Source organism: Paenibacillus sp. MER TA 81-3, from assembly GCF_023713585.1.
Lineage (GTDB): Bacteria > Bacillota > Bacilli > Paenibacillales > Paenibacillaceae > Paenibacillus_B > Paenibacillus_B profundus.
On record NZ_JAMAWB010000008.1, the window covers coordinates 79,478 to 94,228 of the forward strand.

The 14,751-nt window shown below is 52.4% G+C and carries 13 protein-coding genes; 7 read left to right on the forward strand and 6 right to left on the reverse strand.

Going from position 1 to position 14,751, the window contains the following annotated elements; translation table 11 throughout:
• Positions 1 to 4 precede the first annotated feature (4 nt).
• Positions 5 to 988, forward strand: coding sequence for an ABC transporter ATP-binding protein (locus tag M3650_RS13105; RefSeq protein WP_233698136.1), 984 nt, complete (start codon positions 5 to 7; stop codon positions 986 to 988).
• Positions 985 to 1,953: an ABC transporter ATP-binding protein gene (locus tag M3650_RS13110; protein ID WP_019423610.1), complete on the forward strand. Its 969-nt coding sequence runs from the start codon at positions 985 to 987 to the stop codon at positions 1,951 to 1,953. The genes M3650_RS13105 and M3650_RS13110 overlap by 4 nt, the downstream gene beginning before the upstream one ends.
• 150 nt (positions 1,954 to 2,103) lie before the next feature.
• On the opposite strand, the gene hemH is transcribed toward M3650_RS13110, so the two are convergent.
• From hemH to M3650_RS13130, 4 genes are read right to left on the reverse strand one after another with little or no spacing between them, the layout of a single operon-like run.
• Positions 2,104 to 3,126: a ferrochelatase gene (gene hemH / locus M3650_RS13115; RefSeq protein WP_251575294.1), complete on the reverse strand. Its 1,023-nt coding sequence runs from the start codon at positions 3,124 to 3,126 to the stop codon at positions 2,104 to 2,106.
• The gene (locus M3650_RS13120) at positions 3,123 to 4,133 is read right to left on the reverse strand and encodes an ABC transporter substrate-binding protein (RefSeq protein ID WP_251575296.1); all 1,011 of its coding nucleotides are present in this window, start codon (positions 4,131 to 4,133) and stop codon (positions 3,123 to 3,125) included. Before M3650_RS13120 ends, hemH begins: the two co-directional genes overlap by 4 nt.
• A gap of 23 nt (positions 4,134 to 4,156) precedes the next feature.
• A complete protein-coding gene (locus tag M3650_RS13125; protein ID WP_251575297.1) occupies positions 4,157 to 4,987 on the reverse strand; it encodes an ABC transporter ATP-binding protein in 831 nt (276 codons plus the stop codon).
• Positions 4,984 to 6,078 (reverse strand): FecCD family ABC transporter permease, encoded by a 1,095-nt coding sequence (locus tag M3650_RS13130; RefSeq protein WP_251575299.1) that lies wholly within the window; start codon positions 6,076 to 6,078, stop codon positions 4,984 to 4,986. Before M3650_RS13130 ends, M3650_RS13125 begins: the two co-directional genes overlap by 4 nt.
• A 257-nt stretch (positions 6,079 to 6,335) precedes the next feature.
• Here M3650_RS13130 and M3650_RS13135 point away from each other — a divergent pair, with 257 nt between their 5' ends.
• Both M3650_RS13135 and M3650_RS13140 read left to right on the forward strand, forming a co-directional pair.
• The gene (locus M3650_RS13135; protein ID WP_251575302.1) at positions 6,336 to 7,034 is read left to right on the forward strand and encodes a class I SAM-dependent methyltransferase; all 699 of its coding nucleotides are present in this window, start codon (positions 6,336 to 6,338) and stop codon (positions 7,032 to 7,034) included.
• Positions 7,035 to 7,087: 53 nt separating this feature from the next.
• Complete coding sequence (locus M3650_RS13140) at positions 7,088 to 7,900, forward strand: glycosyltransferase family 2 protein (protein WP_251575304.1); 813 nt, start codon at positions 7,088 to 7,090, stop codon at positions 7,898 to 7,900.
• A gap of 59 nt (positions 7,901 to 7,959) precedes the next feature.
• On the opposite strand, the gene ilvD is transcribed toward M3650_RS13140, so the two are convergent.
• Positions 7,960 to 9,645, reverse strand: coding sequence for a dihydroxy-acid dehydratase (ilvD, locus tag M3650_RS13145; protein WP_251575308.1), 1,686 nt, complete (start codon positions 9,643 to 9,645; stop codon positions 7,960 to 7,962).
• A 250-nt stretch (positions 9,646 to 9,895) separates the two neighbouring features.
• On the opposite strand from ilvD, the gene M3650_RS13150 reads away from it, so the two are divergent.
• Both M3650_RS13150 and M3650_RS13155 read left to right on the forward strand, forming a co-directional pair.
• On the forward strand, positions 9,896 to 11,104 hold the full coding sequence (locus M3650_RS13150) for an amino acid deaminase/aldolase (protein WP_251575310.1): 1,209 nt from the start codon (positions 9,896 to 9,898) through the stop codon (positions 11,102 to 11,104).
• Positions 11,101 to 12,408: a D-arabinono-1,4-lactone oxidase gene (locus M3650_RS13155; RefSeq protein ID WP_251575317.1), complete on the forward strand. Its 1,308-nt coding sequence runs from the start codon at positions 11,101 to 11,103 to the stop codon at positions 12,406 to 12,408. The genes M3650_RS13150 and M3650_RS13155 overlap by 4 nt, the downstream gene beginning before the upstream one ends.
• A gap of 211 nt (positions 12,409 to 12,619) precedes the next feature.
• Here the strand turns inward: M3650_RS13155 and M3650_RS13160 are convergent, their stop codons facing one another.
• Positions 12,620 to 13,732: an acyltransferase family protein gene (locus M3650_RS13160; RefSeq protein ID WP_251575321.1), complete on the reverse strand. Its 1,113-nt coding sequence runs from the start codon at positions 13,730 to 13,732 to the stop codon at positions 12,620 to 12,622.
• A gap of 244 nt (positions 13,733 to 13,976) precedes the next feature.
• Here M3650_RS13160 and M3650_RS13165 point away from each other — a divergent pair, with 244 nt between their 5' ends.
• Positions 13,977 to 14,735, forward strand: coding sequence for a YwiC-like family protein (locus tag M3650_RS13165; RefSeq protein WP_251575324.1), 759 nt, complete (start codon positions 13,977 to 13,979; stop codon positions 14,733 to 14,735).
• Positions 14,736 to 14,751 lie beyond the last annotated feature (16 nt).

Below are 14,751 nucleotides of genomic sequence, written 5' to 3' on the forward strand. Positions count from 1 at the left end.
CGATATGGCAAACAATTTGATCGAATTTCGCAATCTGCGGACGAATTTCTATACCGGTGGCGGCGTCGTGAAAGCGGTCAATGATGTCAGCTTCTCGATTAAAGAAGGCGAAACGCTGTGCGTCGTCGGTGAATCCGGCTGCGGCAAGAGCGTTACCGCCATGTCGCTGATGCGCCTAGTCGCAGCTCCGGGGAAAATCGAAGGTGGACAAATTATTTATAAAGGGAAAAACCTGCTGGATCTTAAGGAACGCGAAATGCGTCAAATTCGCGGGAACGAGATTGCAATGATTTTCCAAGAACCAATGACATCCTTGAACCCAGTATTTACGATCGGCGAACAGCTGACCGAACCAATTCTGCTTCATCGCGGCGTGACGAAGAAAGAAGCGAAGAAGCGTGCGATTGATCTGATCGATCTTGTAGGTATTCCGCGTGCAGCGCAAATCTTCGACGCTTATCCGCATGAGTTGAGCGGCGGGATGCGCCAGCGGATTATGATTGCGATGGCACTGACCTGCGATCCGAAGCTGCTCATCGCTGACGAACCGACAACTGCACTGGATGTAACGATCCAGGCACAAATTCTAGACTTGATGCGCAATATTAAGAGCGAATTCAACACGGCGATTATGCTTATTACGCACGATCTTGGAGTCGTGGCGGAAATGGCAGATCACGTCGTCGTTATGTATGCCGGCAAAGTCATTGAAGAAGCGCCGGTCATAGAATTGTTCAAAAATCCTAAGCATCCGTACACACAAGGACTGCTGCGGGCGAAACCGATTATCAACGAACGCATGAAGCGATTGTATACAATACCAGGACAAGTTCCGAATCCAGTTGAACTGGGCAACAACTGCTATTTCAATGACCGTTGCGAGCATTGCATGGCGATTTGTACGGAGAAGCAGCCAACTCTGCAAACTTATGAGAAGGTGCACAAGGCGGCATGCTGGCTGTATGAGAAGGAGGGGGGAGCTCAATGAGTCAACAACCGTTACTTGAAGTAGACAACCTTAAGAAATATTTCCCCATCCAAGGCGGTATTTTTTCACGTACGGTAGGACATGTGCGCGCAGTTGACGGAGTCAGCTTCAGCTTGAATAAAGGGGAGGCGCTTGGACTCGTCGGAGAGTCCGGCTGCGGTAAATCGACGACCGGACGTACGATTTTGCGACTGTTGGATAAAACAGACGGAAAAGTGCTCTTTAAAGGAACGGAGATTCATGACTTGTCCCGTAAAGACCTGCGCAAGATGCGTCCGAAGATGCAGCTCGTGTTCCAGGATCCGTATAGCTCGTTGAATCCCCGGATTAAGATCGGAGATGCTATCGGAGAAGCGCTGGTGGATCATGGTATAGCATCGAAGAACGATATCCGCGACCGTGTCAAAGAAATTTTGACGATTTGCGGCTTGGCACCATACCATATTGACCGTTATCCGCACGAATTCTCTGGCGGTCAGCGTCAACGTATTGGTATTGCGCGCGCACTCATTATGAACCCTGAATTTATCGTGGCGGACGAACCGGTATCTGCATTGGACGTCTCTATTCAAGCTCAAATCATCAACCTGCTGAGCGACCTGCAGGAGCAGAAGAATTTGACCTATCTGTTCATTTCGCACGATTTGTCAGTTGTCGAGCATCTGTGCAACCGGATCGGTGTCATGTACTTGGGATCGCTCGTTGAGATGGCGCCGCGCGATGAGTTGTTCAAGCAGCCGCTCCATCCGTATACACAAGCGTTGCTGTCGGCGATTCCAGTGCCGGATCCAACCAAGAAGCCGGAACGGATTGTGCTGCAGGGAGATATTCCGAGCCCGGCGAATCCGCCATCAGGCTGTAAGTTCCATACCCGTTGTCCATTTGCCACAGATATTTGCAAACAAGCGGTGCCGGAATATCGCGATGTGGGCAGCAATCATTACGTTGCTTGTCATTTGGTATAATCATATATATGACAGATGATAGAAGAAAGACTGCAATGGTTGAGGCCATTGCAGTCTTTTTTTAGGTTTATCTCTATGTGGCGTATGAGCTGCTATGAGTCGATATGCTTGGCTGATGGGCCGTACCACAGCTTCGATTTCTCGACTACGTTACTGTGAACAATAATCTCCTCTCAGCAAATGAGCAGCGACGATTTCGGACATGAAGTCCATGAAATCAAATGCATCATTTGCATATTCCGTCCGTACGAATTGCACATTGCATTGCTCCGCCACTTGCTTCGCTTCTTCGCCAAGGTCATGGTACACTTCGGTATTATCTGTCAACGACGTCAATTCGCAGACTACGACCGCTTGACAGCCGTCGGCTGCTGCCTGCTGAATAACATCCTTAATATCAGGACCGAGCCATCGCTGTGGTGCTGGCATGCCGCTCCGATAGGCGATATCCCAGTGGCCGATTTCTGCCTGCTCCGCAATCAGGCGGGCTAAACGGCAATACTGCGCAATAAAGGCTTTATGTGCGGTTGGCAGTCCGGGCTTGCTATGAACCGTAAAGATGACCCGTGCTGTCGGCATGCTTGCCGAAGGCAGCCAGCGATAGGCATCCTGCACACGTCGAGCAATTAGCCTGATGAAGGTCGGATGCTCTTGCCAATCGGCTACGACGCTAATCTGCAGGGAGCTGCCTGCGGCGGCAATTGCTTTTTTCGCTTCCTGTACATACGTACCAGTGCCAGTCGGCGTGCAGAACGGCGTGAGGTGCAGCACGGCCAACTGATTGATGCCATCATGCATGGCTTGGTTTACCGCTTCGGGAACGAACGGGTTCGAATGCTTACAGCCGATATAGACGGGGATTGCGGATCCGCATTTCGTTCCGATCAGCCGTGAGAGGGCATCCGCTTGCCTCCTGGAAACCGCATGAAGCGGATCGCATACGCCAGTCTGTTTGTATCGCTCGACCCCTTGAATTATGGTGTCCGCTGAAGGCTTATGTCCGCGAAGAATATGCTCGTATAGTGCCGGCACATCGTCAATGGACGAGCATGCGCCATAGGCTGTCAACAGTACGGCTCGTTGCGCCCGTTCTGCTCTCTTCGTCGAAGCCTCTTCATGCACGGGATATGGGGAAGGCTCCGCCTGATGGACGAATCTATGTTGCTCGTTCATCGTGTCTTCTCGCCTTCATCCCATAAGTCAGGATGAAGCCACGCTGACATTTCCATCAATCCATCTACTGTATAACGGTTAGGCGCTAGCAGATGTTTGGCTTTCATCATTGTGATGCGGCCATTCTTCACTGCAGTCAGCGTCTTCCATGACGGCTGTGATTTCAATTCGGACAGCCACTCTTCTCCCGTGCCGTCCCAATCTCCAAGCACAATATAATCGGGATCAATTTTAATCAAGTCTTCGCTAGAAGCTTTGGTTGATTTATTGATTCCAAGGGCAGCGGCTGCTGGCTCAGCTCCGGCAAGGCGAATCATTTCATAGGCAATATTGCCTGGACCGATGACGTATGGACCAGTATTCGGACCGACAGGTGATAATACGAGCACGGTTGGCTTAGTGGTAAGTGCTGACGTGCGTTCGGCAACTTCATTTAATTTATCTTTGATTTCCTTCCCGATGCTGTCGGCTTTCTCTGGCGCCCCAACCGCTTCACCAATCGTGCGGAAATTAGCGATCAGCTCATCAAAAGTGCCCCATTGCTCAAAGGTAACCACCTTAACGCCGGCTTGCTGCAGCAATTGCTCGGCATCGCTCTCACTATTATGCAGCTTCGTAATGAGTACGAGATCCGGGTTGAAGGAGAGGATGCCCTCCGGGTCGAGGCCTGTAGCTCCGCTAACTTGGCCGGCAACCTGCTTGCCGCTCTCATGGTTGGACGCCAAGAAAGGGTTGGTAATGCTCTTCGGCACAGTTACCACCTGTTCCGGCGCGACGATCTCCAGCACAGCGTCGGCAGTATCCAGAGAAACAGGAGCCACTCTCAATGCTTCCGCTGACGCGGCTGCCTTCTGGACCGCAGCGGTTTCTGGCGGGGAAGGTTCGGATGAGGTCGTGCGTGAATCGTTAAATAAAATGTTAGTTATAGCTGCTGCTGCACCAATGATGACGATGAGTGCTGCGCATAAAAGATATCGTTTCCGTTTTCTTCGTATTTTTGCGTTCATTCGTTAATTCCTCCATGTTGTTCTTAGTAGTTGAAGTTATAATTGGCAATCGATTCTACTTGATCAAAGGCGATGACAGACAATCCTTTCGTATCGGGTTCCTTGCGTATGACGGCGTGAATACCATATACGGCATGCAATGCTGCCGTCGTCAGCACTTCGTCCGGTCGGCCGCTAGCTTCTACGCGTCCATCGTTTAAGAGCAGCAGCCGATCGCAATACCTGGAAGCGAGCGACAAATCGTGCAAGGAAGCGACCACGGTAAAGCCTTTCCCGGCAAGTTGCCGCAGCAGGGACAGCGTCCGCAGTTGATGGCGGATGTCGAGCGCGGATATCGGCTCATCCAGCAGCAGCAGCTGCGGCTCTTGCGCCAACGCTTTGGCGATGAACGCCAGCTGTCGCTGTCCGCCGGAGCAGGCGTGGATGTAGCGGTTCCGCAATGCGTCGATTCCGCACTGGCGCATGGCCCGTTCCGCGCACTGGATATCCGCTGCGGACAAGCTCCGGAATAGCGACCGATAGGGATGGCGTCCCATCGTAACAATCTGCTCGATCGTGAAATCGGCATCGAGAGAGCAGTCTTGCGGGACATAGCCGATGATTCGCGCACGCTCCTTGGCAGAATAGGCGGAATAAGGCCGACTCAAGAGCATGAGCCGCCCTTGTTCCGGCTGCAGCAGACCGCACAGCATGCGGAGCAGGGTGGACTTGCCGCTCCCGTTCGGACCGATAATGCCGAGAAAGGAGCCGGGATGCAGCTGCAGCGAAACGCCGTTAATAATCGGTCGACCGTCGATGGAGCAGGCTAACCGCTCGGCTTCCAGCAGCATGTCCGTCCTCTGATTGATGCTCATACGGATACCTCCTTTCGTTTGCGCAGCAGCATTATCATGAATAGCGGCGCGCCAATGCAAGCGCAGACGACTCCGACTTGAAGCGTAATCGGCTGCAGCACCATTCTTGACGCGAGATCCGCAAGAACAAGAAACGATGCTCCGAATATGGCGCTGAGCGGAAGCAAATATCGATGGTCGGCACCGGCGATCAAACGGACAAGATGCGGGATGACCAAACCGACGAAACCAATAATGCCGCTGACAGATACCGCCGTCCCGGTCAAGAACGATGCTAAGAGAAGAATTGCATAGCGTGCTCCCTGTACGGGAACACCGGATGCTTGCGCATGCTCATCACCAAGGAGCAGTAAGTTAAGCGTACGGCTGAACATATATAAGAGTGCGCCTGCGAGCGCAATCGGAAGGGCAATGATATGCACATGCTCCCAAGTTCTCGCCTCGAGCCCGCCCTGCAGCCAAAATACGATGCTTCGCAACTGCTGCTCATGGGGTGCGCTGGCGATAATGACGTTGATGACGGCTGACAAGAGCGCATTCATACCGATGCCAAGCAAGAGCAACGTCGTCACATTCGGCTTGCCGCTCGCCCGCCATATGGCAAGGATAAGCACTACCGCACCCAATGCGCCAGCAAAGGCAGCCAGAGGGAGTGCGAATGGAGAGTGTCTAGCGAAGCCGAATGCGATGCACAATACGGCACCGGCTGCCGCTCCGGATGATACACCGAGATACCCTGGCTCAACGAGAGGATTGCGAAATACACCTTGCATGGCGGCACCTGCCATCGACAGTCCGGCTCCAACAAATACGCCGGCAAGAACACGTGGCAGACGGATATCGGCGACAATCGTCAGATTGCGTTCTGAGACAGTGACATGGTCCAGCCACCCTGCTGCATGAAGCATTGCCGCGAACGTATCCGCAAAGGGTATCGAGACCGGACCGATGGAGCAGCTGGCAATGACGGACAACAGCAGCGTCAGCATCCCCGCGATAGTCAATGCGGTGATACGCAACCGCTTGAAGGTCAGTTTGCGCCGGGTGACGGATTCCAGATGTCCTTGAGTCGGCTTCATCGTGATGTTCATGTTGACCTCCTCTCCTAGTCTAAAAGAAAATTGATTTAACGCAAATAAGTTGCGTGAAGGAAACATTTATTACTATAGCGCAGGTAATTGTTGCCGTCAATGGCTCAATTCGTGCGCCTTTGGTGTTATAGGCAGCATTAAAGCTGTGAGATGAGGGGATTGTCCGGGTTTTAACCCGCCTCTTTTTCTGTTGCTGGATGAACGTTTATACCAGTATGCCGTGATGGAATAGAGTGAAATATGGAGGTGGAAGCGGGATGCTTGTTTTTTGGGAAAAGGTGATTTTGCCCCTCTTGAATTGGGCCGGAGCAAAAAAAATCGTCGAAATCGGATCCGAATTCGGCGGGAACACTTACAATTTGCTCCATTACTGCAGTGTCACGAACGGTGAATTATTTGTCATTGACCCTGCCCCACAGTATGATGTGCATGAATACAAGCGCATGTATCACAAACAATTCCATATGATACTGGATTACAGCTTGGAGATGTTGCCGCATTTGAACGGGTATGATTTTGTGCTCATTGACGGTGATCACAATTGGTACACCGTGTACAATGAATTGAAAATCATCGAGTCCATGGCTATGAAGACAGGGAAATTTCCACTCGTTCTGCTTCATGATACGCAATGGCCGTATGGCAGAAGGGATATGTACTATTTTCCGGAGTCGATACCGCCGGCCTTCACGATTCCGTATGCGCAAAAAGGGATGGAGCAGGACCGTTCCGAATTGGTGGAATCCGGAGGGGTCAACTGGATGTTGAACAATGCGATTTATGAAAATGGTGAGCGAAACGGCGTGCTGACTGCGATCGAGGACTTTTTGCAGCATACCCGGCTGCATCTCAGCTTCCACCAGCTTCATTCCCACAGTGGGTTGGGAATCATTACGACAAAAAATAGGTATTCCGATGAGCAAATCAAGACGATTCTGTCTGCCTCGCAATTATAAAAGCGCAGGAGTAAAAAACGGATGATGCGTTCTTAGGGAGGTGGGAACGACTAATGAGTGCGTCTCCATTCGGGATCGTCATTCCCGTCATGAATCAAATGGAAGTGACAAGAAAATGTATCGCTTACATTCGCAGCCATTCCAGCGGGCAAATTCCGATATTGATTGTCGATAACGGCTCGCGCAACGAATATATGGATGAGCTTCGCTCGCTTAGTGATTACTACATCCGCAATGAAGAGAATATCGGCGTCATACAAGCGATGGATCAAGCGTGGCAGGTGCTCGATACCCGTTATATCATGTACCTTCATAACGATTTGTTCATTTTGGAACCGGAGTTTGATGTGAGGGTGAACCGGATATTGACGGAAGTCCCTTTTGTTGGGGCAGCCGGTTTTGGGGGAGGACACTCTGTAAATTGCGTCGGAGTAAGGACTTCATTTACAAGCAATCTGATTGATGCCGAGAGCCATGGCACGAGACTGCTCGAGGATTACGTTCCTTCGGTCGTTCTGGACGGAATGTGCTTAATTGTAAGAAAAGAGCTGATACAACAGATTGGCGGCTTTGTAAATCATTATTCGTTCCATCATTACTATGATATGGATATTTGTCTGGAAGCCATTTACCGAGGGTACAAAGTAATTACGATTGGCATCTCGATCGATCACCCGGGGAGCCGGACGGCCTCACAGCCAGAGTATGCGGCATGGCTTGGCAAGAAAGGCTTGACGGACGGGGACCTGTTCGAAATGAACCGCAATCAATTCATGTCTAAGTGGGGAGACCGGCAACATGTTGTCGTAGATTCACAATTCAACTATTATGATGCACACGGTCCCATTTACATGAAAACAACATAGACAAGAAAGCCAGTTCTGCACTGCAGCAGAACTGGCTTTCATTTATCGGGAAGCGCCTATTAAATCTTGAGAATTCCACCTTGGCTGGCGTTGGTGACCAGCTTGGAGTAACGCGCCAAGTAACCGGTCTTCACCTTCGGTTCAAAGCCTTTCCAATTCGCCCGGCGGCGTTCCAACTCTTCACCGGACACTTGCAGCTCAATTTTGCGATTGTTCAGGTCCAACTCGATAATATCTCCATCTTCCACGAAAGCAATCGGCCCGCCTTCAGCCGCTTCTGGCGAGATGTGGCCGATGCTGATGCCACGGGATGCGCCCGAGAAACGTCCGTCCGTAATGAGACCGACCTTGGCTCCCAAGCCCATGCCGACAATTTGCGAAGTTGGCGCTAACATTTCAGGCATACCTGGACCGCCCTTCGGACCTTCGTAACGGATGACGACAACATGGCCTTCCTTCACTTTGCCGTTCGCGATGCCAGACAGCGCCTCATCCTGCGAATCGAAGCAAATGGCAGGACCGACGTGACGACCGCCGACGGATGGATCAACTGCGCCTACCTTCACGATGGCGCCTTCCGGCGCTAAGTTGCCGAACAGGACTGCGAGTCCGCCGCGCTCGCTGTGCGGCTGGTCGAGCGTATGAAGGACTTCAGTGTTCTGAATGTCGCAGCCGGCTACGTTCTCGCGCAGTGTCTTGCCTGTAACCGTAATGCATTCGCCATGCAGTGCGCCATCCTTCTTGAACAGCTCGTTCAAGACAGCGCTCACGCCCCCGGCATCATGCACATCTTCAATGTGATAATCCGATGCTGGAGCGATCTTCGCCAAGTGCGGCACGCGTGCAGCTACCTCATTAATCCGCTCGATCGGATACTCAAAGCCAGCTTCTCTTGCAATTGCCAGCGTATGCAGAACGGTATTGGTCGATCCGCCCAGAGCCATATCAAGCGCAAAGGCATTGTCGATCGCCAGATCGGTTACGATATCACGCGGTTTAATGTCATCTTTAATAATGTTCATCAATTGCTTCGCGGAGCGTTTGACGAATTCGCGGCGTTCCGGTGACACGGCGAGTATGGTCCCGTTGCCCGGCAGGGCGATTCCGAGCGCTTCCGCCAAGCAGTTCATCGAGTTCGCTGTGAACATGCCTGAACAGGAACCGCAAGTCGGACAACCGAATTGCTCCAGCTCCTGCAAGCCTTCATCATCGAGCTTGCCAGCTTGATAGGCACCGACGCCTTCAAATACGCTTGACAAGGAGATAGAGCGTCCGGACGAGTCTTTGCCTGCCTTCATCGGTCCGCCGCTTACAAATACGGTCGGTATGTTGACCCGAAGCGCGCCCATAATCATGCCGGGCGTAATCTTGTCGCAGTTCGGGATGCAGACCATGCCGTCGAACCAGTGCGCAGATACGACCGTTTCCAGCGAATCCGCAATAAGCTCGCGGCTTGGCAAGGAGTAGCGCATACCGATGTGTCCCATTGCGATGCCGTCATCGACACCGATCGTATTGAACTCGAACGGCACGCCGCCCGCTTCGCGAATCGCTTCCTTGACGAGTTTACCGAACTCTTGCAAATGAACATGACCCGGAATGATATCGATATAAGAGTTGCACACCGCAATAAACGGTTTATCAAAATCTTCTTCTTTGACGCCTGCAGCACGCAGCAAGCTGCGGTGAGGCGCACGATCAAAGCCCTTTTTAATCATGTCTGAGCGCATCTTTTTGGCTGTCATAAATGGTGAACCTCCGTCTCTCTTGCTCCCCGTTATGCGGGATGAATGGAATGTAAGCTTGCTTTCTTCAAAAGTACGCCAATGGGTATTTCTTAGAGTCTATCATAACTGCTCTGCTTTTTCTACCAACTTTAAACCAGCTTCGCACCGCATTCTGACAGGGAAAAACCGGAAAAGACAGCATCATTTCAGAGCTGAAAACGTATACATACTACGACATTATCCTCATTTCTGTCATGGAGGCATGACGATGATAAAATCCCCCCATCCGTATGGGCAATACGCAGAACAGTGCGCCGGACTGCAAGCGCCGCTCGCTTGTCTCAACCTGGACTTGTTGGAGCAGAACGCGCAAGAAGTGTTAAGACGCGCAGGAGGCAAGCCGGTACGCATCGCCACGAAATCGATTCGCTCGCTCGAGGTGCTGCGCTATGTATCGAGACTGAGTCCGCGGTTTCAAGGCCTCATGTGCTATTCACCATGGGAGGCAGCCGCTCTGGCGCAGGCTGGCTTTGCCGATGTGCTCCTAGGATATCCTACGATGGATGCCGCTGCATTATCAGAATTGGCCAGATACTCAATGAGAGCGCATCACGTCACACTGATGGCGGACGGTCTAGAGCAGTTGCAGTTGGCTGAGACGATCGGGCGGCAGGAGGGCGCCTGCTTCGCGATATGTCTCGACGTCGACATGTCCTCCTCCTTATACGGCATCCATTTCGGTGTCCGCCGTTCGCCGCTCCGCACCGTTGAGGAGACGCTGCGGCTGGCGGAGTACATCCGCCGCTCCTCGTCGCTGAGGCTCACAGGCGTGATGGGTTATGAAGCGCAGATGGCGGGAGTGGCGGATCGCGTGCCGGGCGCCAGCCTGATGAACACCATCGTTCGCCATCTGAAGCGGCGCTCGGGCAAGGACATTCAGGAGCGCCGCTCCCGCATCGTGCAGGCACTCTTCGCCGAAGGGCACGAGCTTGCTTTTGTAAATGGCGGCGGCACGGGGAGTCTGGGCTTTACCGCTGCGGATGCCAGCGTTACGGAAGTAACGGCAGGCTCTGCCTTTTTCAATCCGGCTTTGTTCGACCATTATGCAGGCTTGAGGCTGTACCCTGCCGCTTCGTTCGCGCTGCCTGTCGTGCGCATTCCGAAGCAAGGCATCTATACATGCTTCGGCGGCGGTTATGTAGCATCAGGGAAGGCGGGCAAGGATAAATATCCCCGGCCAATATGGCCGGAACGCGGAATATTGCTGCCGAACGAAGGAGCAGGCGAGGTGCAGACGCCTGTGCAGTATCCGGAGGCGGGCAGCGGTGTATCGCTTCAGACCGGGGATTGGATATGGTTCAGGCATGCGAAGGCCGGCGAACTATGCGAACGATTTCGGGAGCTTCATGTGGTGAAAGGCGGCGTCAGAATCGGAACGTGGTCAACTTATCGGGGAGAAGGGTGGTGCTTCGGATGAAATCTGCTTCACAACCGCTGCATTGGAGCAATTGGTCGGGAACCGTGCAGTGCGATCCAGAGCAAATGTTGCGCCCGGACACAGAAGAGGAGGTATCCGAACTCGTTCAAGCAGCTGCTCGCCAAGGAAAAACAGTGCGCATTATCGGATCGGGCCATTCGTTCACTCCGCTCGGCGAAACCTCAGAATGGATGGTTCAATTAGACCGGATGCAGGGCATCCGCGAGCTGAACGAAGCGGAAGGCACCGCGACCGTCTATGCGGGCACGAGGCTGAAGGATTTGGGTGAGCTGCTCTTTGCGAACGGATGGGCGCAGGAGAATCTGGGCGATATTAACCGTCAAACCATTGGCGGCGCTATCGGCACGGGCACGCATGGGACCGGAGCCAGATACGGCAGCTTGGCGACGCAGGCCGTACGGTTCAGAGCCGTGCTTGGGGATGGAAGCATCGTGAACGTGGATGCCACCCATCCCGATTGGTTCAAAGCGATGCAAGTATCGCTCGGCGCCTTCGGCATCATTACGGAAGTGACGTTGCGCGTCGTGCCGGCCAAGCGCAAGCGCCTGACCAGCTTCCGCACGACGCTCGAGGAGACGCTGGCCCAGCTTGACGAGTGGCGGGATCAACACGAGCACTTTGAATTTTTCTGGTTTCCCCATACGTCGGGGTCACAGGTGAAGACGATGAATTCGACGGAAGAGGAGGTAACGCCGAACCGGCGTTGGAACGAGTGGAGCAAATACGTTGTGGAGAACGGGCTGTTCTGGGGCATGTCGGAAGCATGCCGTCTCGTGCCTTCATTAAGCAAGCGTGTCAGCAGCGTATCCGCGCGCTTCGTGCCCGTGTTCGATGAGGTCGGTTACGGGCATCGGCTCTTCGTCACTCCAAGGCTCGTGAAGTTCAATGAGATGGAGTACAGTGTCCCGGCGGAAGCGATGCGCGGGGCGCTCCTCGATATTCAGCGCGCGGTGCAGAAGCACCGTTTCGCCGTTCACTTTCCGGTGGAGTGCCGTTATGTGCGGGCAGACGATATATGGTTGTCTCCGGCCTATGGCCGCGATTCAGCCTATATTGCGGTACATATGTATAAGGGAATGCCGTTTCAAGCGTATTTTCAGGAAATGGAGCGCATATTGCTTCATTACGGAGGCAGGCCTCATTGGGGCAAGTGGCATTCGTTTACGGCGGAGCAATTGCGCCCTCTTTATCCGAAGTGGGATCAGGCGATGACGATTCGCGGGCAATGCGATCCGGACGGCATCCTGATGAACCGCTACGTCAGGCGGGTGTTGGGGGAGTGACTGGCGATCTCCTTCGATCTCCTTTGAATCCGAGTCATCCCCGCATAGTCTCGTCCTAATGACTTGGATTCAACAGTGACGGAAGCGGATATCCCCACCATGCTTGCTTCCTTTTTACTTCATTTTGGGCTTCACAACAAGCTGAGCCGCCCTAACATTGACAGGGCGGCTCATATATATTATTGAGCATGTCTTTATACCGACATGGATTTTATTTTCTTTGCGCTTGCCGGCTCATTCTTGTCATTCCGCGGTAAAACACGGATCGGCGTGTCCATGCGGCAATTTTGTCCCATTTCGGTTCAATGATCGGATGGCAGCATTCCCGAACATGAGGCTGCGCCAGCATAATTGCGCCCGCAACGGAAGCGGCAATTAACAGAGCTGTTTCAATCCCGGCAGAAATGTGATTGTAGATACCGGAATACACGACAAAGCGAATGACGATTCCATGAATCAAAAAGACGTAAAGTGTGCGTTGACCGAGAGCGGTGATGCCGTTGTTGCGTTTGGGCACCCATGCGAGGAAAGCGATGGAAGCGATGATTTCCAGTGCATAAATGCTAAGCCGCAGAACAGATGCCGTCCAGATATTGCCCGTCCATCCCAGCTCGTGGAATGTCATGTTGTTCATCAGCCAGACTGGGTTGATCCGATTCGCCATCAAGTACAACGTAACGAGAATTCCAGCGGATAAGGCTGCCGCCAGCAGGCGGAGCGCCGGCGTAAATCGTGCGCGGAATGCATCGAAATTGAAAGTGTAGCCAATGACGAAAAACGGCAAGTATACGACAGACCGCGAGATGCCAAGCCATGCGCCTTCTACCGGAAGAAATCCGACGAGCACGCCGAGTATGAGCGACAAGATGATCGGATGGCGGACCTGATAGCGTGTGAAGAGCATCATCATAAGCCGCCAGAACATATGCCCGACAAGGAACCACAGCAATAGATAGGGCATGAAGAAAGAATGCGTAATGCCCGGAACCCGGAACAAGAACACATCGAGCAGCGAATATATCGACTGGAAAATGACATACTGCAGGGCGATCTGCTTCAGAACGCGAATACCAGCCATACCGTTCAAGTTATGACGCGCGAAATAACCGGTCACAAAGACGAACAGAGGCATATGAAACGCATAAATCCATAGAAACAAAGCTTTGATTTCCGGCATGCCGCCAATAAGAGGCTCGATAGCATTGCCGACAAATACGCATACGATTAACAAAAAACGCAAGTTTAATGCAAACGTCTCTCCACTCCCATGTGACGTTACCGATGCATTTTCGGGGGCGGTTCGTGTCAACCAACGCTCCCACATGGTGTATGTCCCTCCCTACAACATCAACCAATCGGCCTCTTTGTATATTAGCCGAAATTTCTTGTTATTTACAATTTAAAGTTATCATAGCTTATCGGCATATATTGTGATTAAGGTCACAAAGACTGAGGCGAAAGCGCTGCGCACTTTTGACAGAATTGCGAACGTTGCCCCGTCGCCTTAGACAGGAGCTCATCCTTGAAGTAACATATCAACATAGGGGAAATGAAAGGGGATGCAGAACATGTCTACCGTGTCTGCCGATAGTCGCAGCCGTCTGCTCAAGCGTGTGCGTTCATACATACCGAATCAGCACGGAGCATGGGCCATGCTGATCGTGCCTTTTGTAGTCGGTATGTTTGCGAGCCGGCCTAACATGACACATGTATGGCTGTTTGTGGCCTGGCTGGCTGTGTACTGCGGTTCCTTTGCGTGCATGCAGTGGATAAAAACGAGGCGGATAACGGTTTATCTAGGTCCTATGCTGGTATACGGAGTTATTTTTGTGGTATCCGCCGTTGTCGTGGTCGCGCTTCGCCCCGATATTTGGTGGATGGGCGCGGTGATGCTGCCGTTGTTCGTTGTTAACTTGATGTTTGCTAAGCAGAAGAACGAGCGGCATCTAGTAAATGATTTCGTTGCCGTTTTGCAATTTTGCTGGATGCTTATCATTTCGTTCGAGATTGGCGGTGGCACGGACTGGAGCTTGGCTTGGCGCTTGTGTGCCGCTTGTGTGCTGTACTTTGTCGGTACTGTTTTTTATGTCAAGACGATGATTCGCGAAAAAGGAAATCCCATATATTATGCATTATCGATCATCGTGCACCTGATTGCGGCGTCCATTGTTGGACTATTGTTTCCAGCGTGGATTACAGTGCCGTTTGCGCTGTTGTTCATCCGCGCGGTCTGGATGCCGAAGCAAGCCGTAACGGTGAAGCAGGTCGGCATTTCGGAGATTGGATTCAGTGCCGTCACCGCTTGTTCACTCATTGCATTGCTCTGATTGGCAAGGCTGTTCT

What these genes read in the sequence shown, in the direction of transcription:
- hemH (WP_251575294.1), bottom strand. Translation starts at nt 3,126, where the DNA reads ATGAACGAGCAACATAGATTCGTCCATCAGGCGGAGCCTTCCCCATAT.
- M3650_RS13160 (WP_251575321.1), bottom strand. Translation starts at nt 13,732, where the DNA reads ATGTGGGAGCGTTGGTTGACACGAACCGCCCCCGAAAATGCATCGGTA.
- M3650_RS13140 (WP_251575304.1), top strand. Translation starts at nt 7,088, where the DNA reads ATGAGTGCGTCTCCATTCGGGATCGTCATTCCCGTCATGAATCAAATG.
- M3650_RS13120 (WP_251575296.1), bottom strand. Translation starts at nt 4,133, where the DNA reads ATGAACGCAAAAATACGAAGAAAACGGAAACGATATCTTTTATGCGCA.
- ilvD (WP_251575308.1), bottom strand. Translation starts at nt 9,645, where the DNA reads ATGACAGCCAAAAAGATGCGCTCAGACATGATTAAAAAGGGCTTTGAT.
- M3650_RS13105 (WP_233698136.1), top strand. Translation starts at nt 5, where the DNA reads ATGGCAAACAATTTGATCGAATTTCGCAATCTGCGGACGAATTTCTAT.
- M3650_RS13155 (WP_251575317.1), top strand. Translation starts at nt 11,101, where the DNA reads ATGAAATCTGCTTCACAACCGCTGCATTGGAGCAATTGGTCGGGAACC.
- M3650_RS13165 (WP_251575324.1), top strand. Translation starts at nt 13,977, where the DNA reads ATGTCTACCGTGTCTGCCGATAGTCGCAGCCGTCTGCTCAAGCGTGTG.
- M3650_RS13110 (WP_019423610.1), top strand. Translation starts at nt 985, where the DNA reads ATGAGTCAACAACCGTTACTTGAAGTAGACAACCTTAAGAAATATTTC.
- M3650_RS13130 (WP_251575299.1), bottom strand. Translation starts at nt 6,078, where the DNA reads ATGAACATCACGATGAAGCCGACTCAAGGACATCTGGAATCCGTCACC.
- M3650_RS13125 (WP_251575297.1), bottom strand. Translation starts at nt 4,987, where the DNA reads ATGAGCATCAATCAGAGGACGGACATGCTGCTGGAAGCCGAGCGGTTA.
- M3650_RS13150 (WP_251575310.1), top strand. Translation starts at nt 9,896, where the DNA reads ATGATAAAATCCCCCCATCCGTATGGGCAATACGCAGAACAGTGCGCC.
- M3650_RS13135 (WP_251575302.1), top strand. Translation starts at nt 6,336, where the DNA reads ATGCTTGTTTTTTGGGAAAAGGTGATTTTGCCCCTCTTGAATTGGGCC.